At 64.9% G+C, this 26,812-nt stretch carries 29 protein-coding genes and 1 tRNA gene; 24 read left to right on the forward strand and 6 right to left on the reverse strand.

What is annotated here, in order from left to right:
• Window positions 1-123: 123 nt before the first annotated feature.
• A complete protein-coding gene (locus XI04_RS35495) occupies window positions 124-714 on the forward strand; it encodes a TMEM175 family protein (protein WP_028141073.1) in 591 nt (196 codons plus the stop codon).
• Between the two features lie 9 nt (window positions 715-723).
• On the opposite strand, the gene XI04_RS35500 is transcribed toward XI04_RS35495, so the two are convergent.
• Window positions 724-1,104, reverse strand: a complete 381-nt coding sequence (locus tag XI04_RS35500; protein ID WP_028141072.1) for a YciI family protein — start codon at window positions 1,102-1,104, stop codon at window positions 724-726.
• Between the two features lie 223 nt (window positions 1,105-1,327).
• Between XI04_RS35500 and XI04_RS35505 the strand changes: the two genes are divergently transcribed.
• A complete protein-coding gene (locus tag XI04_RS35505) occupies window positions 1,328-1,510 on the forward strand; it encodes a hypothetical protein (RefSeq protein WP_038950498.1) in 183 nt (60 codons plus the stop codon).
• A 22-nt stretch (window positions 1,511-1,532) separates the two neighbouring features.
• Entirely contained in the window at window positions 1,533-1,736 is a 204-nt protein-coding gene (locus XI04_RS35510; protein ID WP_028141071.1) for a hypothetical protein, read from the forward strand.
• 12 nt (window positions 1,737-1,748) lie between these two features.
• Here the strand turns inward: XI04_RS35510 and XI04_RS35515 are convergent, their stop codons facing one another.
• Entirely contained in the window at window positions 1,749-2,462 is a 714-nt protein-coding gene (locus XI04_RS35515) for a substrate-binding periplasmic protein (protein ID WP_028141070.1), read from the reverse strand.
• A gap of 346 nt (window positions 2,463-2,808) precedes the next feature.
• Between XI04_RS35515 and XI04_RS35520 the strand changes: the two genes are divergently transcribed.
• The gene (locus XI04_RS35520) at window positions 2,809-5,214 is read left to right on the forward strand and encodes an ATP-binding protein (RefSeq protein WP_028141069.1); all 2,406 of its coding nucleotides are present in this window, start codon (window positions 2,809-2,811) and stop codon (window positions 5,212-5,214) included.
• A 328-nt stretch (window positions 5,215-5,542) separates the two neighbouring features.
• A tRNA-Gly gene (locus XI04_RS35525) sits at window positions 5,543-5,616 on the forward strand.
• Window positions 5,617-5,825: 209 nt separating this feature from the next.
• On the opposite strand, the gene XI04_RS35530 is transcribed toward XI04_RS35525, so the two are convergent.
• Entirely contained in the window at window positions 5,826-6,764 is a 939-nt protein-coding gene (locus XI04_RS35530) for a LysR family transcriptional regulator (protein ID WP_038950496.1), read from the reverse strand.
• 213 nt (window positions 6,765-6,977) lie between these two features.
• Here XI04_RS35530 and XI04_RS35535 point away from each other — a divergent pair, with 213 nt between their 5' ends.
• The 11 genes from XI04_RS35535 (at window position 6,978) to XI04_RS35585 (ending at window position 15,705) form a co-directional block, all read left to right on the forward strand.
• Window positions 6,978-8,060, forward strand: coding sequence for an ABC transporter ATP-binding protein (locus XI04_RS35535; protein WP_097668569.1), 1,083 nt, complete (start codon window positions 6,978-6,980; stop codon window positions 8,058-8,060).
• Between the two features lie 35 nt (window positions 8,061-8,095).
• On the forward strand, window positions 8,096-8,812 hold the full coding sequence (locus XI04_RS35540) for an HAD family hydrolase (RefSeq protein ID WP_028141066.1): 717 nt from the start codon (window positions 8,096-8,098) through the stop codon (window positions 8,810-8,812).
• A 16-nt stretch (window positions 8,813-8,828) separates the two neighbouring features.
• A complete protein-coding gene (locus tag XI04_RS35545) occupies window positions 8,829-10,136 on the forward strand; it encodes an NAD(P)/FAD-dependent oxidoreductase (RefSeq protein ID WP_271608899.1) in 1,308 nt (435 codons plus the stop codon).
• A 22-nt stretch (window positions 10,137-10,158) separates the two neighbouring features.
• Window positions 10,159-11,205, forward strand: coding sequence for an ABC transporter substrate-binding protein (locus XI04_RS35550; protein WP_028141064.1), 1,047 nt, complete (start codon window positions 10,159-10,161; stop codon window positions 11,203-11,205).
• An 18-nt stretch (window positions 11,206-11,223) separates the two neighbouring features.
• Window positions 11,224-12,087 (forward strand): ABC transporter permease, encoded by an 864-nt coding sequence (locus tag XI04_RS35555; protein ID WP_173015822.1) that lies wholly within the window; start codon window positions 11,224-11,226, stop codon window positions 12,085-12,087.
• Window positions 12,084-12,872 carry an ABC transporter permease gene (locus XI04_RS35560; protein WP_271608898.1) on the forward strand — a complete coding sequence of 263 codons (789 nt, stop codon included), beginning with the start codon at window positions 12,084-12,086 and terminating at the stop codon, window positions 12,870-12,872. Before XI04_RS35555 ends, XI04_RS35560 begins: the two co-directional genes overlap by 4 nt.
• A gap of 100 nt (window positions 12,873-12,972) precedes the next feature.
• Entirely contained in the window at window positions 12,973-13,308 is a 336-nt protein-coding gene (locus XI04_RS35565) for a hypothetical protein (RefSeq protein WP_271608897.1), read from the forward strand.
• Between the two features lie 145 nt (window positions 13,309-13,453).
• Window positions 13,454-13,891 carry a DUF2231 domain-containing protein gene (locus tag XI04_RS35570; protein ID WP_404536003.1) on the forward strand — a complete coding sequence of 146 codons (438 nt, stop codon included), beginning with the start codon at window positions 13,454-13,456 and terminating at the stop codon, window positions 13,889-13,891.
• On the forward strand, window positions 13,888-15,225 hold the full coding sequence (locus tag XI04_RS35575; RefSeq protein WP_271608895.1) for a PQQ-dependent sugar dehydrogenase: 1,338 nt from the start codon (window positions 13,888-13,890) through the stop codon (window positions 15,223-15,225). The genes XI04_RS35570 and XI04_RS35575 overlap by 4 nt, the downstream gene beginning before the upstream one ends.
• A gap of 67 nt (window positions 15,226-15,292) precedes the next feature.
• The gene (locus tag XI04_RS35580) at window positions 15,293-15,496 is read left to right on the forward strand and encodes a hypothetical protein (protein ID WP_028141058.1); all 204 of its coding nucleotides are present in this window, start codon (window positions 15,293-15,295) and stop codon (window positions 15,494-15,496) included.
• 38 nt (window positions 15,497-15,534) lie between these two features.
• Window positions 15,535-15,705, forward strand: coding sequence for a hypothetical protein (locus tag XI04_RS35585; protein ID WP_193374890.1), 171 nt, complete (start codon window positions 15,535-15,537; stop codon window positions 15,703-15,705).
• A gap of 23 nt (window positions 15,706-15,728) precedes the next feature.
• Here XI04_RS35585 and XI04_RS35590 read toward each other — a convergent pair whose 3' ends face one another.
• Both XI04_RS35590 and XI04_RS35595 read right to left on the reverse strand, forming a co-directional pair.
• Window positions 15,729-16,664 carry a sugar kinase gene (locus XI04_RS35590; protein ID WP_028141057.1) on the reverse strand — a complete coding sequence of 312 codons (936 nt, stop codon included), beginning with the start codon at window positions 16,662-16,664 and terminating at the stop codon, window positions 15,729-15,731.
• A complete protein-coding gene (locus XI04_RS35595; protein WP_038950486.1) occupies window positions 16,648-17,694 on the reverse strand; it encodes an SPFH domain-containing protein in 1,047 nt (348 codons plus the stop codon). The genes XI04_RS35590 and XI04_RS35595 overlap by 17 nt, the downstream gene beginning before the upstream one ends.
• A 102-nt stretch (window positions 17,695-17,796) precedes the next feature.
• Here XI04_RS35595 and XI04_RS35600 point away from each other — a divergent pair, with 102 nt between their 5' ends.
• The 6 genes from XI04_RS35600 to XI04_RS35625 all read left to right on the forward strand — a co-directional run bounded on the left by XI04_RS35600 (window position 17,797) and on the right by XI04_RS35625 (window position 23,177).
• Entirely contained in the window at window positions 17,797-18,525 is a 729-nt protein-coding gene (locus XI04_RS35600; protein ID WP_095426206.1) for an NUDIX hydrolase, read from the forward strand.
• Between the two features lie 131 nt (window positions 18,526-18,656).
• Entirely contained in the window at window positions 18,657-19,862 is a 1,206-nt protein-coding gene (locus XI04_RS35605; protein ID WP_152102779.1) for an MFS transporter, read from the forward strand.
• Window positions 19,863-20,041: 179 nt separating this feature from the next.
• Window positions 20,042-21,271 carry a CaiB/BaiF CoA transferase family protein gene (locus XI04_RS35610; protein ID WP_028141053.1) on the forward strand — a complete coding sequence of 410 codons (1,230 nt, stop codon included), beginning with the start codon at window positions 20,042-20,044 and terminating at the stop codon, window positions 21,269-21,271.
• A 215-nt stretch (window positions 21,272-21,486) separates the two neighbouring features.
• On the forward strand, window positions 21,487-22,365 hold the full coding sequence (locus XI04_RS35615) for a 3-keto-5-aminohexanoate cleavage protein (protein ID WP_271608894.1): 879 nt from the start codon (window positions 21,487-21,489) through the stop codon (window positions 22,363-22,365).
• A 104-nt stretch (window positions 22,366-22,469) separates the two neighbouring features.
• A complete protein-coding gene (locus tag XI04_RS35620; RefSeq protein ID WP_028141051.1) occupies window positions 22,470-22,685 on the forward strand; it encodes a hypothetical protein in 216 nt (71 codons plus the stop codon).
• Between the two features lie 99 nt (window positions 22,686-22,784).
• A complete protein-coding gene (locus XI04_RS35625; RefSeq protein ID WP_028141050.1) occupies window positions 22,785-23,177 on the forward strand; it encodes a RidA family protein in 393 nt (130 codons plus the stop codon).
• 3 nt (window positions 23,178-23,180) lie between these two features.
• Here XI04_RS35625 and XI04_RS35630 read toward each other — a convergent pair whose 3' ends face one another.
• The gene (locus tag XI04_RS35630; protein ID WP_028141049.1) at window positions 23,181-23,843 is read right to left on the reverse strand and encodes a TetR/AcrR family transcriptional regulator; all 663 of its coding nucleotides are present in this window, start codon (window positions 23,841-23,843) and stop codon (window positions 23,181-23,183) included.
• 318 nt (window positions 23,844-24,161) lie between these two features.
• Here XI04_RS35630 and XI04_RS35635 point away from each other — a divergent pair, with 318 nt between their 5' ends.
• Window positions 24,162-25,397 (forward strand): acyl-CoA dehydrogenase family protein, encoded by a 1,236-nt coding sequence (locus tag XI04_RS35635; RefSeq protein WP_038950481.1) that lies wholly within the window; start codon window positions 24,162-24,164, stop codon window positions 25,395-25,397.
• A 240-nt stretch (window positions 25,398-25,637) separates the two neighbouring features.
• Complete coding sequence (locus XI04_RS35640) at window positions 25,638-26,696, forward strand: phosphotransferase family protein (protein WP_038950480.1); 1,059 nt, start codon at window positions 25,638-25,640, stop codon at window positions 26,694-26,696.
• Window positions 26,697-26,812: the final 116 nt, after the last annotated feature.

Here is a 26,812-nt window from a genome sequence, read left to right on the forward strand (position 1 = left end):
TCGCCCCGGTGAAAGGGCGAGAGTCGGCGATCCCGTCGCGAATCGCAATGCGGCTGGACGGGACCGGGTTTAGGATTTAGGGGAAAGACGCCCACAGGTTCCAGTCCGAAAAGCGCACCCGGCATGACCGAGCTCAAATCCGACCAGTTCGAGATGCGGCGGCTGGAATCGCTCAGCAACACCATTTTCGGTGTCGCCATGACGCTGTTGGCCTACGACCTGCCCAAAGCTGCGGTCTTCACCAGCGTGCCCGACTGGAGCGATCTCGCCCACGTCTATTCCGGCAAGCTCGCCGGCCTTGCCCTCAGCTTCATCATCGCCGGCGTGTTCTGGATCAGCCATCACCGGCGGCTGGCGCGCCAACCCGTCGGCAGCCGCGGCGCCGTGATCCTCAACCTGTTCTTCCTGCTCTCGATCGTTCTGCTGCCTGTCACCAACGGCCTCTACACCAATTACAGCATGAGCAGTGCGGTTGCGGTGCTCTACGGGCTGCACCTGACCGCGATCGCCGGCCTCAATGCCTGGCTGTGGTGGACGATCCTCGGCGGCTGGCGCCAGGAGATCATGGCCTCGCTGTTTCCGCTCCTGGTGTTCATCCCGGGCACGATCGTGGCGGCGTTCGCCCCGCATATCGCGCCTTTCGTCTGGTTCATCGCCTTCGGCGGGCTCGCGATCCAGCGCTTCTACGGTGCGCGGACCGGGCCGGGCGCGTGAGGCCGTGCCTCACCCGGACGTCGCCCCGAACCCATCGGCCGGCACGTAAAGCTTGACCGGGCGGATTTCGTAAACCGCAGTCGGGTTGACCGCACGCAGTTTCCGCGCCGCCGCGATCGCCTCCTCCTCGCTGGCGCATTCCATCAGGTGGAAGCCCAGAAGCTGCTCCTTGGTCTCCGCAAACGGGCCGTCCAGCACCATGCCCGCGCCGGGGCCGCGCAAGGTGCGGGCCTTTCGGGTCTCATCCAGACGGGCGGCCGGCCCGAACTGCCCGCTGGCCCGCAAGGGGGCCTGAACCTCGATGACCTTGGCCACGACCGCGGCGTCCTGCTCAGGCGTCCAGGACAGGATCTCGTCTTCCACGTGGTAGGCCAGGATGGCGTAAAGCATCGTCACCTCGTTGTTTTTCTGCACCGATCCCAGAGGACGTAGCACCGCAGGCGATGCCGACAATCCCCAAAATAAATTCAAGCATAAATTCAAGCATAAGATATTGCGTGGCCGGGCCGCGACGAAACCGTCCTGAAACCCGATTGCGGCATTGCCGTGTGAACGCCGCCGGAAGTGGTCGCGACTGATGACCACAACAACAAGATTTCTGCTGGAGGCGGCAATGTCGGGTCACATCAAGATCATCTGCGACGCACGTCGCGCCGGACAATCTCAGACGGCCGATCTGCACGACCAAAGCGGCCATCACCGCTATTACGGCAGTTCGGCCGAGAATGGCGGCGAGCGCATCGTCGAAAGCCGGCGCGGCAAGCGGCCGCGCGCGCTCGGTGTTTGCGGCTTCTGAAGCCTCGCGCCCGATGTCCCATATGGACGTCCTGCAAATATCGATCGCGGCGATGCCGTTCCTGCTCGCACTGACGAGCCGGACGGGCAAGGTCATCGTGCCGTGCCTGCTGACGAGCATCTTCACGGTGCTGCTCGGCGGGGAGCCCCACCGCGCCGTCGTGGCCTGGTGCGTCGGCATGCTGATCGCCGCCGTCGCCTTGCGCGAGAGGCTTCGCACGGGCTGAGCCGGCGGCCCGTTACGGGGCGTTCAAGACCTGCTTGACCAGGGCCTCGCGCAGCGCCGCCAATTCGCCGCTCGCCTCCATCTGGGCGATCGCCTTGCCTACCTTCGGCACGAGATCGCGATGGCGTTCGTGCAGGTAATGGTAGATGTGGATGCGCTCGAGCGGCGGCGAGAGCGGGTGGATCCTGGCCTGCAGATTGAGTTTGCGCACCGCGGCGAGCCCGCTGAAGAGGTCGGTGACCATCACGTCGAAACGATCGGCATCGAGCATCCTGACCATGTTGTCGAGGCCAGTGGTCGCCGTGACGCGGGCCATGCCGCGCGTGCCGGCCTCCGAGGAGCCGACGCCGCGGACGATGCCGATGCTGTAGTCCCTGATCGAGTCCCAGCCGGCGACGTCGAACCGGAATTTCGTCGCAAACACCGCCGGCTCGATATAGTTGATCGCCGGCGTGACCTGGACCAGCGTCGGGTAGTCGCGCGAGAGCGATCCGATGCGCTGGATCTCGCCGTCGACCGCGCCGGCGCTCGACAGCGCGAGCGCGCGCTTGCCGGGGACGTCCTCGAACTCCAGCCTGATGTTCAGCCTGGCGTAAACGGCCCGCAACATCTCGCCGCCGACATATTGATCGGGGATGTCTGCGATGCGCGCCAGCCGGATGACCTCCTGCGCCGGCGATGGACCGCTTGCAAGCAGTGACAGGCAGGCGACGATAATCCGCCACATGACGCGCCTCCTCGTTGCCCGAAGCTACCGCTGGATTCCGATGTCCGCCGATCTACCGGAGACGGCGCCTGCGCGTGGCCATAGAGGTCACTGCCCCGCCCGAGGTGCAGGCGACGTCCGGACTTTCACCGATGTCATTCTACCACGCGAAGTGGTAGTTTGCGCGACAATCCTGCTAGCGGACGCAAGATATGACCCCGCCGACCTCAAGCCGCCCAGGGGTTGACAGGAAATCGGCCGACGGGATCGCCGCGCGCATCGCGGGAAGGGGAAGTCTCGACGATCGAAATGCTCGAGGCTGCGACCGCTCGGCCGCAGCGTGCCGCCGTTTCCGGGGATGTGGTGCATGGCCAAGGCTGGTGACGAGGACTCCAATCGCGGCCGCGCCGTTGCACCGGCGGCTGCGAAGCAGGATTTGATCGGCACCGCGCTCGCGCCTTCGATGTTCGCCGCGCTGCTGTCCCGGCTCTTCAACTGGTCGCGCAGCGGCGTCGGGCCGCGCCTGCTCGCCGCCGTGCTGCTGTTCTCTTCGGTCGTGACGCTGACGTTAACTGCGCTCCAGCTCTATCTCGATTATGATCGCGAGGTCGGCCTCATCGAGACCAGGCTCGACGAGATCGGCCGCAGCACCACCGGCAGTCTCGGCGAGAGCCTGTGGAATCTCGACCAGAACCAGCTCAAGCTCCAGCTCGACGGTATCCTGCGGCTGCCCGACATCCGCGCCGCCGAGGTGCGCGAGGTTGACGACCGTCCCAATCCGATCCGTCTCGCCATCGGCGAGCCGAGCACCCGCTCGGTCGTGACGCGCGACTATCCGCTGAACACCAATGTGCAGGGGACCGCACGCGAGATCGGCGTGCTCCATGTCGAGGCGACGCTGACCGACGTCTACCAGCATCTGCTGAACCGCGCGCTGGTGATCCTGGCAAGCCAGGCGGCCAAGACGTTCCTCGTCTCGCTGTTCATCATCTACATGTTCCATCTGCTGGTGACGCGGCATCTGGTCGCCATCGCAGACTTCGTCAGCAAATACAGCCTTGCGCGGCCGCCGCCGCCTTTGCGCCTGGAGCGCCGGCCGCCCTACGATGCCGACGAGCTGGACAAGGTCATCGACGCCTTCAACGCGATGTGCGCGAACCTCCAGCGGGCCTATGGCGAGCTGCGCGAGGCCAATGCAAATCTCGAGCGCGACCTCAAGGTCCGCCGGCGCGCCGAAGAGGACGCGCGTGCGAGTGAAGAGCGTTTCCGCGACTATGCCGAGACCGCGTCCGACTGGTTCTGGGAGACCGGACCGGACCATCGGTTCACCTACATTTCCGACCGGGCCGGTGCCTTCAGCATGGACAACAAGGCGCTGATCGGCAAGCGCCGCACCGATGCCGCGTCCGGCTGCGACGCCGAGCCCGAGAAATGGCGCGCGCACATGGCGATGCTGGACCGCCATGAGCCGTTCCGGAAGTTCGAATATCGCGGCCGCGACACCACGGGGCGGATGCATCATTTCAGCGTCAACGGCCAGCCGGTCTTCGCTGCCGACGGAAGCTTCATGGGTTATCGCGGCTCCGCGACCGATCTCACCGAGCAGCACGAGACCGAGGAGCGGCTGCGCCAATCCCAGAAGATGGATGCGATCGGCCAGCTCACCGGCGGCGTCGCGCACGACTTCAACAATGTGCTCACGGTCATCACCGGCACCATCGAGATCATCCAGGAGGGGCTTGCGGACAAGCCCGAATTCGCCGCGATCGCGCAGCTGATCGACGATGCGGCCGCGCGCGGCGCGGAGATCACCTCGCAGCTCCTGACCTTCGCGCGCCGCCAGCCGCTGGAGCCGCGCGAGATCGACGTCAACGCCCTCGTGATCGAGACCGCTAAACTGCTGAGGCCGATCCTCGGCGCCCATATCGAGATCGTGACCCGGCTCGCCGACGATGCGTGGTCCGCGATGGCCGATCCATCGCAGCTCTCCTCCGCGATCGTCAACCTCGCCGTCAACGCGCGCGACGCGATGCCGGGCGGGGGCAAGCTCACGATCGAGACCGCGAACCGCGAGCTCGACGACACCGACGCTGCGGGCGACGGCGATGCCATGCGCGGCGCCTTCGTGATGGTCGCGGTCGCCGACACCGGCCACGGCATCCCCGCCGACATCCGCGAGCACGTGTTCGAGCCGTTCTTCACCACCAAGGGCGTCGGCCGCGGCACCGGCCTCGGGCTCAGCATGGTCTACGGCTTTGCCAAGCAGACCGGCGGCACCGTCGCGGTCGAGAGCGAGGAGGGGCGCGGCACGGTGATGCGGCTGTTCCTGCCGCGGTCGAAGGGCGAGGCGCCGGCCAGGACCGCGCCGGTCCAGGCGCTCGACACGGCACGCGGGCACGAAACGATCCTCGTGGTCGAGGACGATCCGCTGGTGCAGGGCTATGTCATCGCCCGGCTCGGCAGCCTCGGCTATCGCACGCTGGTGGCAGGCGACGGCGCCTCCGCACTGGCGCTGGTCGACCAGGGCGCCAAATTCGATCTGCTGTTCACGGACATCATCATGCCCGGCGGCATGAACGGGCGGGAATTGGCCGACGCGATCCGGCTCCGGCGGCCGGGAGCAAGGGTGCTCTATACCTCCGGCTACACCGACGATGCCATCGTCCACGGAGGACATCTCGATCCCGGTGTGGCGCTGCTCAGGAAGCCCTATCGGAAGTCGGAGCTGTCGCAGAAGATACGCGAGGTGCTTGCGGGCGAGCCGCCGGACTGAGCGGCGCCGGCGGACGAAAAAGGCGCGGCGGGGAAGCCCCGTCGCGCCCGATTTCTTGCTCGCTGGTCCAAGGCTGAGAGCGCCCCGATGCCAAGCCTTGTTCAAAGCTTAGCGGGCGATCCCAGCGAGGTGACAGCGCTTGGTAAGAGACACTGGATCACCTCCTTTCGTTGGTTTCGGAAGATTTCAATATAGGCGGCATTGCCGCCGCTGTTAAGAGGCGGCGGGTCGGAAGGAACCGGGCGCGATTCGCAAGGCTCAGGACGGCCGGAAAGCGACCTCCTGAACAGTTGAGACCGCCGCCCGGCCGTGTTAGGGAGCCCGTAACGCGGGTGTAGCTCAATGGTAGAGCAGCAGCCTTCCAAGCTGAATACGAGGGTTCGATTCCCTTCACCCGCTCCAACGCCCAAGCCCTCCGCTTGAAATGAGGGCTCATTGTGGATCGCAGAAAAGTTGAAGCCTGCTTGCTGACGTCGATCGCCAGATGGCCGGAGCTTTGCGATAGGACCTGACGGTTGCCTGCTTGTTCGTACCTTTGGACAGCGACCTGAGCCAGCCGGCTCATTCGCTCGGGCGAGCCGACGGTCAGGAAGGCAAATCCACCTGAAAGCTCAGTAGCACGCAGGCATCAAGCCAAGTCGTGGATATTGCCGATCGATTGCAGCCAGCTCGATCCGCATTTGCGCGATGATCCAATCCCGGATCTCGGCGGCAATGGGCCGCATGGGCCGGTTGCGTGGCGGCAGGAACTCGCAGAGACGGCGCGTGGTGGTGAGTGTATCGGAGGCCGGCACCAGCGCGCCTGTCAGGAGCCAATGCGAGGCGACCGTCAGCCAGCCGAGCGCGATGCCTTGGCCGAGCAGGGCGGCCTGCATCACGACGGCATAATCGGTGAAGCTGAGCCCCTTGGCCGCACCGCGACGACCGGTGAGCAGTGATGCGTAATCCGCGGCCCAGTCGCCCGGCGTCTCGGCGAGGCGGATGATGGTGTTGCCCTCGGTGGGATCGGTCGCGCCGAGATAGGTCGGGCTGCACATCGGCAGCATCGCTTCCTTCATCACCAGCGTGCCGCCGGACGACGGCTCGTCGCGATCGCGGAAGCGCATGCCGAGATCGACGTTCTCCACCGGCCCGCGTAATGCGCCGGAGATCAGCTGGAAGCGCAGATCGACCTGGGGAAACTGCTTCTGGAGTTTGTCGATGCGCGGCATCAGCCAGTGCGTGGTAAAGGCAGAGGAGACCGACAGCGTCACGGTCTCGGTGCCCTTGCGGCGCCGCTCGATCTCGACGAGGCCGCTCTCGATGCTGCGAAAGCCTTCGAGCACGCGGCGATAGAGCTGCTCGCCTTCCTCGGTGAGCACCGCGCGGCCCGCCTTGCGGTCGAACAGGCGAACGCCGAGATGCTCCTCGAATTGTCCGAGCATCCGGCTTACCGCCGGCTGCGTGACGTTGAGTTCGGCGGCAGCCGCCGTGAAGCTGCCATTGCGCGCTGCTGCGTCAAAGACGAACAGGGCGTTACTTGAGGGCAGCATCCTGCGCAGCTCGGGCATAACGTCATGTTATGGGCGCAGTGAGAATTTGGCAATTGCCGAGTTTTGCCAAGTCTGGTGTCATTCGTATCACAGCCTAAAGGCAGGGTGTTCGGGAGACAGTTTTGGTGCGGCGCACGCTGTACCCGCGATTGCTCCGGGATGCTGTCTATAAAGCAGGCTTATGGCGCGCAGTGAGGCACGTCATGACAGGGAACGAGGCGAGGGCGATCGTTGGACAGACGAGCGGAAAGCGTCGAGATCCGGTCCGCGAGCAAGGCGTACGGCGCCGTTCGCGCTCTCGACGACGTCTCCCTCAATGTCGGCGCCGGCGAGTTCGTCTCGCTGCTCGGTCCCTCCGGTTCCGGCAAAACCACGCTGCTTGGCATCTTGGGCGGCTTCATCCTGCCTACGACTGGCACGATCCTGTTCGGCGGTCGCGACGTCACTTACATGCCGCCGCACAAGCGCGACATCGGCGTCGTCTTCCAGAACTATGCGCTGTTTCCGCATATGAGCGTCGGCGAGAATGTCGCCTTTCCCTTGCGTGCACGTCGCTTGCCGAAGGCAAGCTGGCCCGACAAGGTGCGCGCGGCGCTCGCGATGGTCGGCCTCGCCGGCTACGAGGAGCGCGGCATCGCGCAGCTCTCCGGCGGCCAACGCCAGCGCGTCGCGCTCGCCCGCGCCATGATCTTCGAGCCGCGGCTGATCCTGATGGACGAGCCGCTCTCCGCGCTCGACAAGCAGCTGCGCGAATCCATGCAGATCGAACTGCGCGCGCTGCACCGGCGAATCGGCGCCACCATCATCTACGTCACCCACGACCAGCGCGAGGCGCTGACCATGAGCGACCGTGTCGCGGTAATGAAGGACGGCAGGCTGGTCCAGATCGACGAGCCCGCGCGGCTGCACGACCATCCCGCCGATTCCTTCGTCGCGAGCTTCATCGGTGAAGCTACGATGCTGTCGGTGCGCCGTGTCGATGCCACCAGCGTCGCGCTCGGCAACGCGCTGCTGCGTAGCGCCCGCGCCATCCCCGACGGCGATGCGCTGATGCTGGCCGTGCACAGCGAAAAGCTGCTAATCGACGATGGCGCACAGGATGCCGCCTGCAACCGGCTCACCGGCACGGTCACCGATATCGTCTATCAGGGCGAGAGCCTGCGCATCTTCCTGGCGCTCGCTGACGGCATCGCGCTCAGCTTGCGCCAGCCGAGCTATCATCAGGCCTACAGCCGCATCCCGCCGCTCGGCGGCAGCCTCACCGTCACCCTTCATCCCCAGGACACCATCGTCGTGCCGAAGATGAAGGACTGAACTCAAGCCTTGTCCAACCGAAAGAAGAAACCGATATGTCGACCCAAGCGGCGTTCAGCAATTTCAAGGTCCTCACCTTCGACGTCGTCGGCACCTTGATCGATTTCGAGGCCGGCGTGCTCGCAGCGGTGCGCAAGATCTCGGGCAAGACGCCGGCCGAGCTTAGCGACGAGCAGATATTCGAGCCCTACAAGCGCGGCCGCGACAAGCACTACGAGCGCTCCAGCGAGGCGATGTTCCACGTCTACCGCCATCTGGCCAAGGAGGTCGGACTGCCGTCCGACGACGCGTCGTGCGACACCTTCCAGCTCTCGGTGCTACGCTGGGGGCCGTTCGCGGATTCGGCCGAGGCGCTTAAGCGCCTGCGCACGAAATTCCGCCTGGTCGCAATGACCAATGCCGACCGTGTCGCGCTGTCCGCCTACGCGCACGCGCTCGGCGATCCCTTCGACGACACCGTCTGTGCCGACGACACCGGCGTGGCAAAGCCCAATCCGGAATTCTTCGCCTACAACAGGGGGCGTCAGTCGGCGTTCGGCTACAAGCAGTCCGACATTCTGCATGTCGCCCAGAGCCAGTACCACGACATCGGGATCGCGCGGAAACTCGGCTACAAGGTGTGCTGGATCGAGCGCCGCCAGGGCGTCGCTGGTTTCGGCGGCACGCCGGCGGTGGAGACGCTGACCAAGCCGGACTTCCATTTCCCGACCTTGAAGGCACTGGCCGACGCCGCCATCGGGCCGGCGGCGTAAATCCGTGAGCGCCGGCATGACACGCGACTGGAGCGCATTGCCATCTGTCAACTCGCTGTGGGAAGCCACCGCGGAGCCGGTACGCGACTTTCCCGTGCTGTCGGACGAACACAAGGCGGATGTAGTGATCATCGGCGCGGGCTACACCGGCCTGTCCGCCGCGCACCACATCGCCAAGGACAGCGCATCGCCAATCGTGCTCGAAGCCAACCGCCCCGGTTGGGGCGCCAGCGGACGCAACGGAGGCGTGATCACCGCAAAGTTTCGTCTGTCGTTCCGCGAGATCGATGCCGCGCATGGCCGCGCCATGGCGAAGCGCATGTACGAGATCGCGCATGAATCGACCGACATGGTCGAGGAGCTGGTGTCCGAATTCGGCATCACCAGTGCGAACCTGACGCGCACCGGACAGGTCAAGGCCGCGCATAACCAGACGACGCTGAAGGCCGCGATCGACGAGGCCAATTGGATGACGCGTGAGATGGGTTCTGCCGAGGTCCGCATCCTCAACAAGCGCGAAGTGCGCGAAGAGACCGGCTCCGACATCTTTGTCGGCGGCGTGCTCAATCCCGGCTCTGGCGGCATCCATCCGCTGAATTATCTGCGGGGCCTCGCCGACGGCGTGGCGCGCCGTGGTGTTCCGATCTTCCAGGAATCCCCGGTCGTCAAGCTGCGGCGCGAGAAGAACGGTATTGTCGCCGAGACGCCGCAAGGCGCCGTGCGTGCCAAACAGGCGATCATCGCCACCAACAGCTATTCCGATCTGACTGGCGCCACCGCACATATGCAGCGCACGTTGATCCCGTTCCGCAGCGCCATGGTTGCGACCGAACAGCTGCCGCGCAATCTCGCTGGAAAGCTGATGCCGACGGGGCGGACCTACACCGAGACCAAGCGCATGATGCGCTGGTTCCGCATGGTCGATAACCGCGTGATCTTCGGCGGCCGCGGCGCCTTCGGCAAGCAGGACTCGCAAGCCGCCTTCGACGCGCTGCGCAAGGCGATGGTCGGAATCTTTCCGGATTTGGCCGAGGTCCCGCTCGCATACAAATGGTCTGGCCTCGTCGCGATGACGCTGGACTCGGTGCCCCATATCGGCCGGATCGACGACCGCACGCTGGTCTCGCTGGGCTACAATGGCGCGGGCGTTGCGATGTCGAGCCTGATGGGCCGCTATCTCGCAGCCCTCGTGCGCGGCGAGAGCCCCGATGTCGGGCTGCTCGATGTCAGGGGCATGAGGCCCATTCCGTTCTATCCGCTGCGCGAGCCCGCGGTGCGCATGGTCGCCGGCTGGTATCAGTTTCTCGATGCGATCGGTCAGTGAGATTCTTTTGGAGGAGGCGAGGATGACGATGAAGCAGAAGTTTGGACTGGGCTGCGCGCTGCTCGGCGCAATCGGATTTGCCGGTGCGGCCGATGCCGCCGACCAAATCACCTTCGTCTCGCAAGGCGGCGCCTACCAGCAGGCGCAGACGGTGGCGATCCTGGATCCCACCGCCAAGAAGCTCGGCATCACCATCAACCAGGACTCGATTCCCGACGCCTGGCCCGCGATCAAAACCCAGGTCGGCAGCGGCAGGCCGATCTGGGATGTCGTCGACACGCCCACCGGAAACTGCCTGCGTGGCGGCGAGCAGGGGCTGATCGAGAAGCTCGACTTCTCGAAGATTCCCAACGGCGCGGCGATGCCGGAAGCCTATCGCAGTCCCTATTCGATCTCCTACGAGTTCTATTCCAGCGTGCTGTCCTACAGCCAGAAGACGTTCCCGAAGGACGCGCCGAACAGCTGGGCAGATTTCTGGGACGTGAAGAAATTCCCCGGCCGCCGCGCCCTGCGCAACCACCCGTTCGCCACGCTTGAGGCCGCATTGATGGCTGACGGTGTCGCCCCGGACAAGCTCTATCCGCTCGACGTCGATCGCGCCTTCAAGAAGCTCGAGGAGATCAAGCCGCACATCACGGTGTGGTGGACTTCGGGTGCGCAGTCGGCGCAACTGCTCAACGACGGCGAGGTCGACATGGAGATGGCCTGGAACGGCCGAGTCAGCGCGGTCGCCAAGGAAGGCGCCAAGGTTGCCTTCACCTACAATCAGGGCGTCCTTCAGAGCACCTCGCTCTGCATTCTCAAGGGCGCGCCGAATCTCGACACCGCGTTGAAATTCCTCAACGAGGCCGTCGATCCCGTGCACCAGGCCAATCTGCCGCTCCACATCGACTACGGCCCCGGCAATCCGAAGGCGTTTGAAACTAACGTGATCAAGTCCGAACGTGCCGCGCAATTGCCGAGCGAGCCGGCGAACGCGGCCAAGCAGGCGCTGATGTCCTACGCCTGGTGGTCTTCGCCGGCCGGCGAAGCCGCCGAGAAGCGCTGGGCATCGTTCATGCAGAAGTGAGACGAGGCTGCGTTGACGATGACAGTGTCCGATCCTTCGCAAAAGCATCAGCGCCGTGAGCACGGGCTGATGCTGGCGCTGGTGTCGCCGGCGCTGCTCGTGATTTTGCTCTTGATCGTGCTGCCGGTCGGCTGGCTGGCCTGGCAGTCGATCTACCATGACGGCTTCACGCTGGAGAACTACCGGCGAGTCTTCACCGAAGACATCTACTGGCGAAGTTTCGCGCTGACCTTCGAGATCAGCCTCGCGGTCACATTGATCGCTCTGCTGCTCGGCTATCCCTTGGCCTATCTCGCCAATTCGGTGCCGAAGGCCTGGAGCATCCTGATCCTGTCGCTGGTCGTGCTGCCGTTCTGGACCAGCGTGCTGGTCCGCGCCTATGCCTGGCTGGCGCTGCTCCAGCGTACCGGTGTGATCAACCAATTCCTGCGCTATTTCGATGTGATCTCCGAGCCACTCGCGCTGGTCCACAACAGTTTTGGTACGGTGGTGGCGACCGTGCACATCCTGCTGCCGTTCATGGTGCTGCCGCTCTATGCCACGATGCAGAAGATCCCCGGCGATCTCATGCAAGCCGGCGCCAGTCTCGGCGCGAGCCCGTCGCTGACATTCTTTCGCGTGTTCCTGCCGCTGTCGCTGCCTGGCGTGCTCGCCGGCTGCACCATGGTGTTCGTGCTCTGCCTCGGCTTCTATATCACGCCGGAACTGCTAGGCGGCGGCCGCACCGTGATGGTATCGATGCTCGTGAGTCGCAACGTCGAGCTCTACAACCAGTTCGGTGCGGCCAGCGCCGTCGCCGTCGTGCTGCTCATGAGTGTGCTCGCGATCTTCTTCGTCGTCAGCCGCTTCATCTCGCTCGACCGCGTGCTGGGGCAGAAATGATGCGCATCTCGCCCGCACGGATTGCCCTCTACGCGATCAGCGCGCTGGTGCTGGTCTATCTGATCCTGCCCGTTCTCATCATCGCGCCGATCTCGTTCTCCAGCGCGCGCTTCCTGACCTTCCCGCCGCCGTCGTTCTCGACGCGCTGGTATCAGCAATATTTCACAAACCCGGCCTGGATGCAGGCAACGCGCGTGACGCTGACGGTTGCGCTCTTCACCGTCGTGATCGCAACGCCGTGTGGGGTGGCTGCCGCCTATGCCATCGGCCAGTCCAAGCTGCGCATCATGCGCGTCGTTCATATGGCGCTGCTGCTGCCGCTGGTGGTGCCGATTATCATCACCGCGGTCGGCATCTTCTTCGTCTACGCCAAGGTCGGCCTGGTCGCGACCATGCCCGGCCTCGTGCTCGCCAATGTCATGCTGGGCTTGCCTTATGTCGTCATATCGGTGCTGGCGGGCCTGCAGAGCTTCGATCCGGCGCAGGAAATGGTTGCGCGAAGCCTCGGCATGAACCGGCTGCGCAGCTTCTTCGCGGTGACCCTGCCGCAGATCAAGTCGAGCGTGGTCGCCGGCGGCATTTTTGCCTTCATCTCGGCAATGGACGAGACCATCGTCGCGCTGTTCATCTCCGGCGGCCAGTACCAGCCGCTGACCAAGCGCATGTTCACCGCGCTTCGAGACGAGATCGACCCGACGATTGGAGCGATATCGACGCTGATGACTGCGGCCTCGTTCCTCCTCGTATTGCTCGCAACCACGCGACAGAAGAGGAAGGTGGGATAAATCCTGCGCTGACGGCCCGGCCGCACCGGGCCTGATCCAGGTCAATGTCGCGCGCTCCGGATGGTCTATTCGTTGGTCGCAACTTCGGGACAACCATGACATGACCAACAAGCCGATCGATTGGACGCCGGACCTCTCCCTGCCGACCTCCAAATCCACCGTCCAGCACTTCATCGCCAAGGCCGGCGGCGATCGCCTGGAGATCGACACTACGCCCTGGGGCGAGGCCGACCTCACGGTGAACGGTCAGTCGATTGCTCACCTCGAAACGGCCGCGAGCGCTGGCGACGCATTTCGAACCCTCGAGACGATCGCGGAAGATTTTGAAGCCGGCAAGGAGGCCGACAAGAATGTGCGCCTCGATCAGGTGATCGAGGATGACGAGGTCCGCGAAAAGCTGGGTCTGGCGCGCATCCAAGGCCATCGTAGCCCGTGAGATCGCTGATATCGCTACGGCGATGAGTGCCATCCGCGCGCGTCGGAACGAGGCGGCGCGGATCCCCTAGGAACCATCACATCCCGCACGAGTTGGCCGGTCGGGCTGGAGGAAAGTCACACGAGGCCAAACCGTGCAAGACGACATGCGCGTGCGCACCACCGCGCAGATCGCGGGTCATCCCATTCATCCGATGCTGGTGCCGATCCCGATCGCGTGCTTCGTTGGGGCGCTGTTGACCGACATCGCCTATGTCGCCAGCGCCGAGATCATGTGGGCGAATTTTTCCGCTTGGCTTCTGCTCGTTGGCGTCGTCTTCGGCGTGCTGGCGGCGATCGCGGGCCTCACTGATTTCCTCGGCAACCGCCTGGTGCGTGTGCAGACGCCGGCCTGGCCGCATCTGATCGGCAATGCCGTGGCGCTGATCCTGGCCATCGTCAACGCGCTGATCCACACCCGCGATGCCTGGACCTCGGTGTGGCCGACGGGGCTCGTTCTGTCCGTGATCACCGTGCTGATCCCCGTCACCGGCTGGCTCGGCTGGGCCATGGTCTATCGCCACGGCGTGGGAGTTGCGCGATGATATCGAAGCTCGCCCGCGCTCTGGTGTGCGCGTCGCTGCCGTTGCTGGCTGCTTGCGATGACGGCAGCGGCGACCCCAAGGCGCAGATCGGCGCCAACCCTGAGCTTCCCGACATCCAGCAATATCTGCTGCCGCCCGTCCACATCGCGCGCATCGTCGGCTGGAAGAAGGGCGAGACGCCGACTGTGGCGCAAGGCCTGCAGGTCAAGGCTTTCGCGACCGGTCTGCAGCATCCGCGTTTCCTCTACGTGCTGCCCAATGGTGACGTGCTGGTGGCGGAATCCAAGGCGCCGAAGGGGGGCGCGATCAAGCGGCCCAAGGAGATCGTCATGGGCTATATCGAGTCCTGGGCGACCTCGGGCGGCAACGACACCGGGCCGGGTAATCGCATCACGCTGCTGCGTGACAGCAATGGCGACGGCGTGCCGGATACGCAAAGCGTCTTCCTCGACCATCTCAACTCGCCCTTCGGCATCGCGCTGGTGGGCAACGATCTCTACGTCGCCAACGCCGATGCGATCGTCAGATATCCCTACACCGAAGGCGACACCAGGATCACCGCGCCGGGCACGGTGCTGACGCCGCTGCCGGGCGGGCCGATCAACCATCACTGGACCAAGAGTCTCGTCGCCAGCCCCGACGGCTCGAAACTCTATGCCGGCGTCGGCTCCAACAGCAACATCACCGAGAACGGCATGGAGGCCGAGCACAATCGCGCGGCGATCCTCGAGGTCGACCGTGCCAGCGGGCGCTGGCGCGTGTTCGCGAGCGGCCTGCGCAATCCGAACGGGCTCAGCTTCGAGCCGCAGACCGGCGCGCTGTGGACGGTGGTGAACGAGCGCGACGAGCTCGGTCCCGATCTCGTCCCTGACTACATGACCTCGGTGAAGGACGGCGGCTTCTACGGCTGGCCCTACAGCTATTACGGCCAGCATGTCGATCCCCGCGTCAAGCCGCAGCGGCCGGATCTCGTCGCCAAGGCGATCGCGCCGGACTATGCCCTGAGCTCGCATGTCGCCCCGCTCGGGCTCGCCTTCAACACCGGCTCCAGCCTGCCGGCCGCCTATCGCGGTGGCGCCTTCGTCGGCGAGCATGGCAGCTGGAACAGGCAGGTGCTCAACGGCTACAAGGTCGTGTTCGTGCCGTTCAAGGACGGTAAGCCGAGCGGACCGGCGCAGGACGTCGTGACGGGCTTCCTCAACAGCGACAACCAGGCGCGCGGCCGGCCGGTGGGCGTCGCCATCGACAAGACCGGGGCGTTGCTGCTCGCCGACGACAGCGGCAACACGGTGTGGCGCGTCACCGCCGCGCATCCGCAGCTGACGCAACGATAGTCCCGCCGGCGCGTTATCGGACAGACGGTGAAAGCCAAATTCTGAAACTCAAGCCAGGAGTTGGACAATGGGCCTTGCTCAATATGCCATCGTGCCGGTGCGGAACGAATGGGGCGTGTTGCACGACGGTGACGTCAAGAACACCTACGCCACCAAGGAGGCTGCATTCGAATCGGCGGTCGCCGCCGCATCCCTCGCGCTTCGTGAGGGACATGAAGTCCAGGTCAGCGTGCCCGGCCGCGAAGCCGGAGACAACGCGCTCGGCGTCTAGAGCCGAACCACGAAGCAGCATTTGAGAAGGAGGCCGCGATGACCAAGCCGCGTGAGCCGAATGGCGTCGAGCCAACCCGTTCCGAGGACGACATCCAGCGCGAACAGCTGGGTCCCCGCGGCGTGCCCGGTGCGCCTGATCCGGCCAAGATGACGCCGCAGCGCGATAAGAAGACGCCGAAGCACGTCGATCCCGGCCACACCGCGTGAGGCGGCTCGGCCGCCTAACATGATCAGACGATCAGCCGCCCGCGCCGCGCGGCAATCCCGATCGTGACCTCGGCACCGGCGTTGAAGTCGAGGCGGTCGGCTTCAATGCCGTCGCTGAAGATGACGCCGTTCTCCGCCATCAGCGAGCGGATGCGCAATTGGTCCGCCGACGCGAGCCGGCCGCAGACGAGATGGGTCTGCGAATGGCGGCTGGGGAAGGGCTCGCGCACCGCAAAACGCAGCTCGGCTGCGTCCCAGGGCAGGGCGTCGTAACTGCTCAGCGGCGGAGGCTGCCCAAAGCTGCCGGCAATGGCCAGCGAGCCGGTCACAATGCTCTTGAACCAGGCGGTCGATCCGAGCCCGGTCGAGACGATCAGTCCGCTCGAAGATTGCCGTTCCGTCGCCCCGCCGGCCGCAATCTCGTAGATCGCGGAGACATGCGTGCGGGCGCCGATGAAGAGGTCGTTGACGGCGTGGAGCACCTGGCCGTCGTTGAGCCGTGCTTCCGCCATCGTCACGGCCTGGCTGCTGCGCTTCTCAGTGGCGACCTCCGGCAAGAGCTTGGCGAGGTCGTGCGGCGCAAAGGGCAGGAGGATGCCGTCGTGGCGCGCGGGATCCGGATTGAGCCCGATCAGCGGATGGTCGTTCAGATATTTCATCGTGTTGGCGACGACGCCGTCCTGGCCGAGCGCGACCACGATGTCATCAGGCCCGAAGAGGAAGTTCGGCAGGAAGCCGCGGTCGATGACCTGATAGCGCCCCCATTGCTCCAGCACTTGCAGCGTCGTGTGACGCTGCGCACGATAGACCTCGTGCTCGCGCTCATAGTCGGAGAAGTCGGCGCCGAGATGTTCGACGTAGAAGCGGGCCTGCGCCGCCGTCAGGTGGCGCGCGATCAGGTCCTCCAGCCTGGTCTTGCGCGTCACCAGCACCACCTTGCGGTCATTGGCGGCGGGCATTGGCGGCCTCCGTCGGCTTCGGCTTCTCCATCAACTGGCTGAGCAGGTCCGGCGAGACGTTGAGCTGGCCGATCTTCTCGGCCTTCTCGGCAATGCCGGAGAAGGCTTGCGCGATCAGCTGACCCGGCTGCATGCCGGCGGCGGCAAGCGCCTGGATCACGCGGGTGTCGACGCCCTCGAAGATCTTCATCAGCGCGCCGACGCGGTAGGCCTCGGCGTCGGCCAGGGTCCTGGTATTGTCGGCATTGAGGCCGACGAAATCCTTGCGCTTGCCTTCCAGCACGATGTCCGCGGCCATGCCGGCCTCGCGCAGCTCATTGCGCTTTGCGGCAACGCTCGCCTCGGCATCCATCTGGGTCTCGCGAATTGACCGCTTCTTCTGCTCGACCGCGATCTCGGTGTCGAGTTCGCTCTCGCGAATGGCACGCTCCTGCTCGACGGCGAAGTTGCGCCGGGCGAAGATGGCTTCGTCCGCGTTCTTCAGGATCGCTTCGCGCGCTTGCGCCTCCAGCGCCTTTGCGGTGTCCGGCGTCGGCTTGATGCCGCGGATCGACACGCCGAGGATTTCGAGGCCGAGAGCGGCGATGTCCGCGCGCGCCCTCAAGCCGCCCGCGATGATGTCGGCGATGCGGTCGGACGCCTGCAACGCGTCCCTCAGCGTCAGTTCCTTCACCGCTTGCTGGGCGAGGACCTCGACCGTGCCGAGGATGCGTTCCGGCAGCTTTTCCGGATCGTCGCTCGCATAGGTCTTGCCGTCAGCCTTCAGGGTGAAGTCGAGCATTGATGCCGCCTTCTTCGGGTCGCTGACGCGATAAGTCACCTGACCCTGCACGGTCAGCGTCTGAAAGTCGCGCGCGGTCTGCTCGAAGATGAACGAGGCGTCGCGGCTGCCGATCGGCACCGCGACCAGCATGGTCACCGGCGCGTAATACAGCGCGGAAAGACCAGCACCCTCGGCGACGATCGCGCCGGCGCGATACTTCATCAGATAGGTGGTGGGCTGGGCCTTGATGAACCTGACGCCGAACATGTCCGTCTCCGATGGTCGTTATAAGTGTGCCTGAGCAACTAAGTAAGTTGGACTGTACAACTAACTATGCTACTGTCAAGTCCGAACAGGGGGAGGCTGCCGATGGCGGGCGAAGGTCGGGCTGAAGGGTCTGGTAAATCGGGGCAATTGGACTTCCCACGACCCCTGACCACGGTCGATGTCGTGATCTTTACGATCCTCGACGACAGCCTTCAGGTGCTGCTGATGCAGCGCCCGGCCGGCGAGGGCGAGCCGTTTCCGCTCAGCTTGGCGCTGCCGGGCGGCTTCGTGGACGTCACGAAGGACCGCGACCTCGCGGCTTGCGCCGCCCGCAAGCTGAGGGAGAAGACCGGGGTCACCAGCCCTTATCTGGAGCAACTCGGAAGCTGGGGAAGCGCGACGCGCGATCCGCGCGGCTGGTCGGCGACACACGCCTATTTCGCGCTGATCCCGGCGGACGCAAGCGTGCTGGCGAACGATGCGCGGTGGTTTCCGATTCGAGGCGGAAGGCTCAAGGACAAGCTCGCCTTCGATCACGGCGACATCCTGGCGACCGCGATCCAGCGCCTGCGCAACAAGGTGGAGTACACCTCGCTGCCGGCCTATCTGATGCCGGCGGAATTCACGCTGCCGGATCTGCAGCGCGTCTACGAGATCGTGCTCGACCGTCCGCTCGAGAAAAGCGCGTTCCGGACCCGGATCCTGGCGGCCGACATGATCGAGCCGGTCGCGAAGATGCGGCGCGGCCCGAACCGCCCGGCGCAACTCTACCGCCTGAAGAAGGGCAGCGAGCCCGTGTATTTCGTGCGGACGTTCAATCCGCCGGAATGAGCGTGGTCCTGCGCCGCTCTGCGGCTGGCGCCGCGGTGCCATTCGGAACCGGCATGCCCGTGGCCTCGGTCTGCAGGTAAGACATTGGTCGCCGGCGCGATCTGCGCCTGGCAGGCAGGCGAACGTTTGGAATGCGGTTCTTGAAATCTGACAGCAGGCTGATCGGCGTCCTGCTGGTGCTCGCCATCACGCAGCTGGTCGGATGGGGCACGATCGGGCTTCCCGCCATCGTCGGGCGCGATCTCGCCGCCGATCTCGGCATGAGCCTGCCGGCGGTGTTCGCCGGAACATCCGTTCTCTACGTCTCGATGGGGCTGTGTGCGCCGTGGCTTGCCAGATCGTTTGCGCGGCATGGCGCGCGGACGGTCATGATGGTCGGCACGGTCGTCACCGCGCCGGGCTTCGTGCTGCTGTCGCTGGCGCGCGAGCCGATGCTCTATTTCGCCGCCTGGATCGTCCTCGGTATCGCCGGCAGCGCCACGCTGTCGACCGGCGCCTATATCATGCTGAACGAGGTCGCGGGGCGGCAGGCCAAGAACGCGATCGGGGCCTTGATGCTGGTGACGGGCCTGTCCAGCAGCATCTTCTGGCCGACGACCTCGTTCCTCAGCGGGCACCTCGGCTGGCGGGGGACGTGCCTGGTTTACGCGGCCATGCTCACCCTCGTGTCGCTTCCGCTCTATGCATTCGTGGCGCCGCGCCGGAGACTTGCGAAGGACGATGGCGGCACGCTGGCCAGGTCTGCCGATGTGCCCGCGATTCCGAGGAGCACGTTCGGCCTCGTCGTCGCCGCGATCACGCTCAACGCCTTCGTCAATTTCGGCATCAGCGCCATCATGATCGAGCTGTTGCGGGCGGAGGGGCTCACGCCCGCGCAGGCCCTCGCGTTCGGCTCGATGCTGGGCGTGATCCAGGTCAGCGCCCGCGGGCTCGATCTCCTCGGCGGCGGGCGGTGGGACGGGATCACGACCGGGCTCGTCGCGGGCACGGCACTGCCCGTCGCGATGCTGCTGCTGATGCTGAGCGAGGGCGCGACCTGGGCGGTGGCGGTCTTCATCCTGCTCTATGGCGCCGGCAGCGGCGCCATGGCGGTGGCGCGGGCGACCATCCCCCTCGTGTTCTACGACCAGGCCGAGTTCGCCAAGGCGATGTCGATGATCGCGCTGCCGCTCAATCTGGCGTCCGCGATCTCGCCGCCGCTTCTGGTCGGCCTGCTCACCCAATTCGGCAGCCGCGGCGCGCTTGGTCTCACGCTGGTGTTCTCCTGCGCGACGGTGCTGATCCTGGTCCTGCTCGGACGGCGGCGGCCGCGGGTTGCGGCGGCAGCCGTGACCTGAGCCGATCAGGCAATATTCGCGGCGTGGAAAGTTGCGGACAGGAATTCGCTTGCTGCCGGAGCCGCGGATAGCCGTATGCCGCCAGTGCAGTGCTCAAGGCGCCAAAATAGTGTATCCGCTGGGGAGCGCGGTCGCTCAAAGCCGCCGCGCCAAGATCCAGTTCCCCGGAGGAAATCGATATGTCGGCCTTGCCGCTCTCAGGCATCAAGATCCTTGACCTCACGCGCGTGCTTGCCGGGCCCTTGTCGGCCCAGATGCTGGGCGATTTGGGCGCGGAGGTGATCAAGATCGAGCGGCCGGGCACCGGCGACGACGCGCGCGCGTTCGGGCCGCCTTACCTGACCGATCCGGAAGGAAAGGCCAACAACAACAATTCCTTCTATCTCTGCGCCAACCGCAACAAGAAGTCGGTCACCGTCAACATCGCCAAGCCCGAGGGGCAGGCGATCATCCGCGAGCTCGCCAAGGACGTCGACGTCTTCATGGAGAATTACAAGGTCGGCGATCTCAAGCGCTACGGCCTCGACTACGAGACCATCAAGGCGATCAACCCCGGCATCATCTATTGTTCGGTGACCGGCTTCGGTCAGACTGGACCGTATGCGCCGCGCGCCGGCTATGACGCGATCCTGCAGGCGATGGGCGGCCTGATGAGCGTCACCGGTCATATCGACGGCGAGCCCGGCGAGGGCCCGATGAAGGTCGGCCCGTCGATCGTCGACTACATGACCGGCATGAACACCTCGATCGGGATTCTCTCGGCGCTTTATCATCGCGACGTCAACGGCGGCGAGGGGCAGCATATCGACGTCTGCCTGTTCGACACCGTCATCGCCTCGCTGTCGCACTGGCTGCAGATCTACCTCGTCAACGGCAAGACGCCGCCGCGCCGCGGCACCTGGGGCAATGGCGGCATGCCGGCCGGCGTGTTCCGCTGCACCGACGGCGAGCTGATGCTGGTGGTCGGCAATGACGGTCAGTTCCAGCGCACCTGCGCCGTGCTCGGCGCGCCGGAGCTGGCGACTGATCCGCGCTTCATCAAGAACAACGACCGCGTCGTGCACGGCAAGGAGATCATGGCGATCTTCGCCGGCCTGTTCCTGAAGCAGCCGGTGGCCTACTGGCTGGACAAGTTGGAAGAGGCTGGCGTGCCCTCGGGCCCGATCAACAATTTCGAGCAGGTGTTTTCCGATCCGCACGTCCAGTCGCGCGGCATGCGGGTGAAGACCGAGCACAAGTTCGAGCCCGAGCTCTCGCTGATCCGCAACGCGCTGACCCTGTCGGGCACCCCCATCACCGAATATCGCGCGCCGCCGCTGTTAGGGGAGCACACGCAGGAGGTGCTCGGCGGCAAGCTCGGCTATGACGCCGGCAAGATCGAGACGCTGAAGCAGCAGGGGATCATCTAGGCTTGTCTTCGCCTCTCCCCGCGTGCGGGGAGAGGCCGGATTCGAGCGGAGATCGAATCCGGGTGAGGGGGACTCTCCACGAGTCCAACTCGCACCGTCCTTGCGGAGAGTCCCCCTCACCCCAACCCTCTCCCCGCAAGCGGGGCGAGGGGGCGCAGCTACTCTGCGGCAACGCGTTCAGCTAGACTCATTGAGTTGCGAAGCGGAGGAATTCCATGACATCAGGCAAAACCATCATCACCTGCGCCATCACGGGCAACCTCACAAAGCCCGAGCAGTCGCCGTATTTACCCATCACCCCCGAGCAGATCGCGACCTCGGCGCTGGAAGCCGCCGAGGCCGGTGCCGCCATCGTCCACATCCATGTGCGCGATCCCGCGACGGGGCGGCCCTCGATGGAGATCGATCTCTACCGCGACGTGATGGCGCGCATCCGCTCCCGCAACACCTCGCTCGTCATCAACCTGACGACCGGCCCCGGCGGCCGCTTCGTGCCCTCGGTCGAAGACCCCCGCGTCGCCGGCCCCGGCACCACGCTGCTTGTCCCTGAGAAGCGCGTCGAGCATATCGAGCTGCTCAAGCCCGACATCTGCACGCTCGACCTCAACACCATGAATTCCGGGGGCGAGGTCGTGATCAACACGCCGCGCAATGTCCGCATCATGGCCGAACGGATGAAGGCCGCCGGCGTGTTGCCGGAGATCGAGCTGTTCGATAGCGGCGACTGCCATCTGGCGCGCGACCTGTTCGCCGACGGCACGCTGAAGGGACCCGGCCTGTTCTCGCTCGTGCTCGGGGTGAAATACGGCTTCTCGGCGACGCCCGAGACCATGTTCTACGCCCGCAGCCTGCTGCCGCCGGGCGCGATCTGGTCCGGCTTCGGCATCGGCCGCGCCGAATTCCCGATGGTGGCGCAGGCCTATCTGCTCGGCGGCCATGTTCGGGTCGGCATGGAGGACAATCTCTATATGTCCAAGGGCGTGCTGGCGAAGACCAATGCCGAGCTGGTCGCCCATGCCGCGGGTATCTTGAAAAGCCTGGGGGCGAGCGTTGCGAGCGCGGAGGACGCGCGCGCGATGCTGGGGCTTGCCTGAGGCTTGCCCGCCATCCCCAGATAATCCCGGTCCGTAGTCGCACAGGCTTCCGCTTTGCGCCCGACTCTGATTCGATCTCTCCAGTAATGTCGGGAGGGAAATGGATGTCCTACACGATCGGGTTCCAGGCCAAGGACCAGAAGGCAATTCTGGCGACCGAGGCGGCCACCGCCAATCAGGCCGTCGCCATCATTGCCGCACTGCGGCAGAGTGCCGAGGAGATCAAGTTCATCCGCTCGCCGCAGGAAGGCGAGATGGGCATCGAGATGCTGCTGCTGCTCGCCAAGGAAGAGGCCGAGGAGATGCCGCAGCGGGCCTGAACCCGCGGCCCCAACCACACTTCGATTAGAAGCGAAGCATGCCGGCTGCAGGATAATGTAGTCAGCCGTCAGTCCCGCTCGAACCGAAGGTGGCCGGCCATGAAACGCGAAGCGCTCCGCGTCGAACCGATCTCGACCTTTCTTGACCGCCGCAACGCACCGGTCTCGCCGGTGACGCGCGCCGGCAACATGATTTTCGTTGCCGGCCTGCCGCCGTTCGACCCGGAGACGGGCGAGATCGCGCAAATGCCGATCGAGCGGCAGAGCGAGATCGTCATGGAGCAGATGAAGCTGTGCCTCCAGACGGCCGGCGCCTCGCTCGACAACGTCATGAAGTGCAACGTCTACTGCACCTCGACGAAACATTTCGCCGCGTTCAACGCCATCTATGCGCGCTATTTCCCGATCGATCCGCCGGCGCGGATCTTCGTCTGCACGCCGGAATGGTTCGGTCCCTTCGACGTCGAGATCGACTGCATCGCGATGGCGTGATGGCTACCGCGCCGCCACCCTCGACGGCGCCTTTGCCTCGCTCCGTCCCGCCGTCAGCGCCATCGTCGCCACGCTGACCACGCGCGCGATCACGTCCTCGACGTCGTCGAGGTCGCATTTGCCTTCCGACAGTTTCGTCAGCCGCTCGCTTTCGCGGATGGTGTGGTGCGCCATCGCGAGCGCGAAGTTGAGGCCCCAGTAGATATCGACGTCGCTGCGGTCGGGCAGGGCGCGGCGCATGGCGCCGGCGAATTTGCGCAAATGGTCGATCTCGCGGTTCTTGATGCGGCGGATCGGCGGCACGGATTCGATCGAGGCGCGGATCATGAAGCGCGCCGCGGTGGAGCGCTGGTTCTCAGGGCCGAGGCAGCCGCGCAAGGTCGGCCCGACCAGCGCATGCAAGATCACCTCGATCGGCGCGCGGCCGCCGCCTTCTTCCTCTGCCGCCTTCAATTCGCGCAGGCGCTCGCGGTTGGTGGCGATCGAGCGGGTGACGAACAATTCCGCGATCAACTCGTCCTTCGAGCCGAAATGATAGTTCACCGCGGCGAGGTTGACGCCCGCCTCCGCGACGATGTCGCGCAGCGTCACGTCGCCAAAGCCGCGATCGGCATAGAGCCGTTCGGCGGCGGCGAGAATGGCAGATCTCGTATGATCGCTGGCCATGACCTTCATCCCGTCATTCCGGGGCTCGCGAAGCGAGAACCCGGAATCTCGCCCCACATTTCGAGATTCCGGGTTCAGCCCTGCGGGCCGCCCCGGAATGACGTCGTGAGCGAGGGAGTTGCAATTCAAACAGTTGTATGAAACTATCGTTTGAAGGCCGGAGATGTCAATCGCAATCGGGACTCGTTCGCAACTCGCGAAGCCGGTTCCGAAGCGCCCGCAAGCCGCGCGCTTGCGGGCCGCGCAGCGGGAGGACGGTCCGGCGCAAAACAGGCTCGCGAAGCAAACAGGTTCGCAAAGAGAGACGAGGAGCGTCCCATGGATTTCGATCTGTCGCCCAAGCAGAAGGAATGGCTCGACCGCGTGCGGTCTTTCATGGCCAAGCACGTGCGCCCGGCGGTGCCGATTTATGATCAGCAGGATCACGCCGGCGAGCGCTGGAAGGTAATCCCCATCCTCGAGGACCTCAAGAAGAAGGCGAAGGCCGAAGGCCTCTGGAACATGTTCATGCCGCCGAGCGAGCATGAGGACGACGAATTCCGCGGCGCGGGATTGACCAATCTCGAATACGCGCTGCTGTCGGAGGAGATGGGCCGCATCAGCTGGGCCTCGGAAGTGTTCAACTGTTCCGCGCCCGACACCGGCAACATGGAAGTGTTCATCCGCTACGGCTCGAAGGAGCAGAAGCGCAAATGGCTGCGTCCGCTGATGGACGGCGAGATCCGCTCCGCCTTCCTGATGACGGAACCTGCGGTGGCCTCGTCGGACGCCACCAACATCGAGACCCGCATCGAGCGCGACGGTGACCACTACGTCATCAATGGCCGCAAATGGTGGTCGTCCGGCGTCGGCGATCCCCGCTGCAAGATCGCGATCCTGATGGGCAAGACCGATTTCAAGGCGGCCAAGCATCAGCAGCAGTCGCAGATCCTGGTTCCGCTCGATACCCCCGGCATCAAGGTCGAGAAGATGCTGCCGGTGTTCGGCTTCGACGACGCCCCGCATGGCCACGCCCAGGTGCTGCTCGACAACGTCCGGGTGCCGAAGGAGAACATCCTGCTCGGCGAAGGCCGCGGCTTCGAGATCGCGCAGGGCCGGCTCGGTCCGGGCCGTATCCATCACTGCATGCGCACCATCGGCAAGGCCGAGGAGGCGCTGGAGAAGATGGTGAAGCGCCTGTCCTCGCGCAGCGCCTTCGGCAAGAAGATCGTCGAGCACTCTGTGTGGGAGCAGCGCATCGGCGATGCCCGCACCAATATCGAGATGACGCGCCTGCTCTGCCTCAAGGCTGCCGACATGATGGACAAGGTCGGCAACAAGACCGCGCAGGCCGAGATCGCCATGATCAAGGTCGCAGCGCCCAACATGGCGCTGAAGATCATCGACGAGGCGATTCAGGCTTTCGGCGGCGCCGGTGTCTCGGACGAGGCGGGCCTCGCCAAGGACTACGCCCACATCCGCACGCTCCGTCTCGCCGACGGTCCGGACGAGGTGCACAATCGCGCCATTGCCAGACTTGAGGTTCGGAAGTATGCAAATTCTCCCAATCATTGAGAGCGTTTTCCAGCGAAGTGGACACCGGTTCGCGCTAAGAAAACGCGTCAAAACAAGAAACTAGGGATACCGTTCCGATTTTTCGGAACGGAATCTCTGGAGGGAGAGCCGGGAGGCGCTCCCGATCTGAAGAAACGACAGGGCATGATGCGGTGACCGCTTGACGCAAGTGCGTCAGCGGTTACCGATTAGGATCATGCTCCGACCTGAAATGGTCAGGACTGAAGAGGGAGCGTCATCGTGGCTGACGGCGTCAGGAAAGACGAAGAGTTCTCGGGCACCAAGCCGGTCGAGGAGCGTCATCGCTTCGACGAACTGCGCCTGGAAGCCTGGATGCGCGACAACGTCGAAGGCTATGAGGGACCGCTGGTCGTGCTCCAGTTCAAGGGCGGCCAGTCCAATCCGACCTACCGGCTGAACACGCCGAAGCGTTCCTACGTGATGCGCCGAAAACCGTTCGGCAAATTGCTGCCCTCGGCGCATGCGGTCGATCGCGAATATCGCGTGATCGCAGCGCTCGGCAAGCAGGGTTTCCCGGTCGCGCACGCCTATGCGCTGTGCCAGGACGACAGCGTCATCGGTGCGGCCTTCTACATCATGTCGATGGAGGAGGGCCGGGTGTTCTGGGATCCGACGCTGCCGAGCCAGGATGGCGACGCGCGGCGCAAGATCTTCACCAGCAAGATCGAGACGCTGGCGAAGCTCCATATGTACGATCCTGTTGCGATCGGGCTCGGCGAGTTCGGCAAGCCCGGCAATTATTTCGCGCGGCAGATCGACCGCTGGACCAAGCAGTACCGGGCGTCCGAGACGCAGCACATTCCCGAGTTCGAGAAGGTCGCCGAATGGCTGCCCAAGACCGTGCCGGAGCAGGCGCGCGTCTCGATCGTCCACGGCGACTATCGTCTCGACAACATGATTTTCCACGCGACGGAACCGCGCGTGCAGGCCGTGCTGGACTGGGAGCTGTCGACGCTCGGCGATCCCATGGCCGACTTCACCTACCTGTTGATGCAGTGGATCATGCCGGGCCTGCAGGGCGCGGACCTCAAGGCGCTCAACATCCCGAGCGTGGAAGAAGCCGCGCAGATCTATTGCAACGTCACCAAGATGACGGTGCCTGATCTCAACTGGTACTTCGCCTACAATTTGTTCCGCCTCGCCGGCATCACCCAAGGCATCGCCGGCCGCGTCCGCGACGGCACCGCCGCCAACGCCAAGGCGCTGGAGTCCGCCAAGCGCACCGTACCGCTGTCGCAGGCCTCATGGGAGTACGCGCAAAAGGCGGGCGCGGTGTAGAAATGACGAAGGCGCGGCCGATGTGGCCGCGCCTTTTTTCTTTGGGCCGCGTCGGTGTTTCCACACAGCCGCTGCCATTCCCCGCGAAGGCGGCAAATCCAGTCTTCGTAGGGTGG

This window comes from Bradyrhizobium sp. CCBAU 11430, from assembly GCF_028128855.1.
Taxonomy (GTDB): Bacteria; Pseudomonadota; Alphaproteobacteria; order Rhizobiales; family Xanthobacteraceae; genus Bradyrhizobium; species Bradyrhizobium ottawaense.

Excerpts from the sequence above, each read along its gene's own strand:
- XI04_RS35495 (WP_028141073.1), top strand. The coding sequence starts at position 124 with ATGACCGAGCTCAAATCCGACCAGTTCGAGATGCGGCGGCTGGAATCG.
- XI04_RS35500 (WP_028141072.1), bottom strand. The coding sequence starts at position 1,104 with ATGCTTTACGCCATCCTGGCCTACCACGTGGAAGACGAGATCCTGTCC.
- XI04_RS35505 (WP_038950498.1), top strand. The coding sequence starts at position 1,328 with ATGTCGGGTCACATCAAGATCATCTGCGACGCACGTCGCGCCGGACAA.
- XI04_RS35510 (WP_028141071.1), top strand. The coding sequence starts at position 1,533 with ATGGACGTCCTGCAAATATCGATCGCGGCGATGCCGTTCCTGCTCGCA.
- XI04_RS35515 (WP_028141070.1), bottom strand. The coding sequence starts at position 2,462 with ATGTGGCGGATTATCGTCGCCTGCCTGTCACTGCTTGCAAGCGGTCCA.
- XI04_RS35520 (WP_028141069.1), top strand. The coding sequence starts at position 2,809 with ATGGCCAAGGCTGGTGACGAGGACTCCAATCGCGGCCGCGCCGTTGCA.
- XI04_RS35530 (WP_038950496.1), bottom strand. The coding sequence starts at position 6,764 with ATGCCCGAGCTGCGCAGGATGCTGCCCTCAAGTAACGCCCTGTTCGTC.
- XI04_RS35540 (WP_028141066.1), top strand. The coding sequence starts at position 8,096 with ATGTCGACCCAAGCGGCGTTCAGCAATTTCAAGGTCCTCACCTTCGAC.
- XI04_RS35545 (WP_271608899.1), top strand. The coding sequence starts at position 8,829 with ATGACACGCGACTGGAGCGCATTGCCATCTGTCAACTCGCTGTGGGAA.
- XI04_RS35550 (WP_028141064.1), top strand. The coding sequence starts at position 10,159 with ATGACGATGAAGCAGAAGTTTGGACTGGGCTGCGCGCTGCTCGGCGCA.
- XI04_RS35555 (WP_173015822.1), top strand. The coding sequence starts at position 11,224 with ATGACAGTGTCCGATCCTTCGCAAAAGCATCAGCGCCGTGAGCACGGG.
- XI04_RS35560 (WP_271608898.1), top strand. The coding sequence starts at position 12,084 with ATGATGCGCATCTCGCCCGCACGGATTGCCCTCTACGCGATCAGCGCG.
- XI04_RS35565 (WP_271608897.1), top strand. The coding sequence starts at position 12,973 with ATGACCAACAAGCCGATCGATTGGACGCCGGACCTCTCCCTGCCGACC.
- XI04_RS35570 (WP_404536003.1), top strand. The coding sequence starts at position 13,454 with ATGCGCGTGCGCACCACCGCGCAGATCGCGGGTCATCCCATTCATCCG.
- XI04_RS35575 (WP_271608895.1), top strand. The coding sequence starts at position 13,888 with ATGATATCGAAGCTCGCCCGCGCTCTGGTGTGCGCGTCGCTGCCGTTG.
- XI04_RS35580 (WP_028141058.1), top strand. The coding sequence starts at position 15,293 with ATGGGCCTTGCTCAATATGCCATCGTGCCGGTGCGGAACGAATGGGGC.
- XI04_RS35585 (WP_193374890.1), top strand. The coding sequence starts at position 15,535 with ATGACCAAGCCGCGTGAGCCGAATGGCGTCGAGCCAACCCGTTCCGAG.
- XI04_RS35590 (WP_028141057.1), bottom strand. The coding sequence starts at position 16,664 with ATGCCCGCCGCCAATGACCGCAAGGTGGTGCTGGTGACGCGCAAGACC.
- XI04_RS35595 (WP_038950486.1), bottom strand. The coding sequence starts at position 17,694 with ATGTTCGGCGTCAGGTTCATCAAGGCCCAGCCCACCACCTATCTGATG.
- XI04_RS35600 (WP_095426206.1), top strand. The coding sequence starts at position 17,797 with ATGGCGGGCGAAGGTCGGGCTGAAGGGTCTGGTAAATCGGGGCAATTG.
- XI04_RS35605 (WP_152102779.1), top strand. The coding sequence starts at position 18,657 with ATGCGGTTCTTGAAATCTGACAGCAGGCTGATCGGCGTCCTGCTGGTG.
- XI04_RS35610 (WP_028141053.1), top strand. The coding sequence starts at position 20,042 with ATGTCGGCCTTGCCGCTCTCAGGCATCAAGATCCTTGACCTCACGCGC.
- XI04_RS35615 (WP_271608894.1), top strand. The coding sequence starts at position 21,487 with ATGACATCAGGCAAAACCATCATCACCTGCGCCATCACGGGCAACCTC.
- XI04_RS35620 (WP_028141051.1), top strand. The coding sequence starts at position 22,470 with ATGTCCTACACGATCGGGTTCCAGGCCAAGGACCAGAAGGCAATTCTG.
- XI04_RS35625 (WP_028141050.1), top strand. The coding sequence starts at position 22,785 with ATGAAACGCGAAGCGCTCCGCGTCGAACCGATCTCGACCTTTCTTGAC.
- XI04_RS35630 (WP_028141049.1), bottom strand. The coding sequence starts at position 23,843 with ATGGCCAGCGATCATACGAGATCTGCCATTCTCGCCGCCGCCGAACGG.
- XI04_RS35635 (WP_038950481.1), top strand. The coding sequence starts at position 24,162 with ATGGATTTCGATCTGTCGCCCAAGCAGAAGGAATGGCTCGACCGCGTG.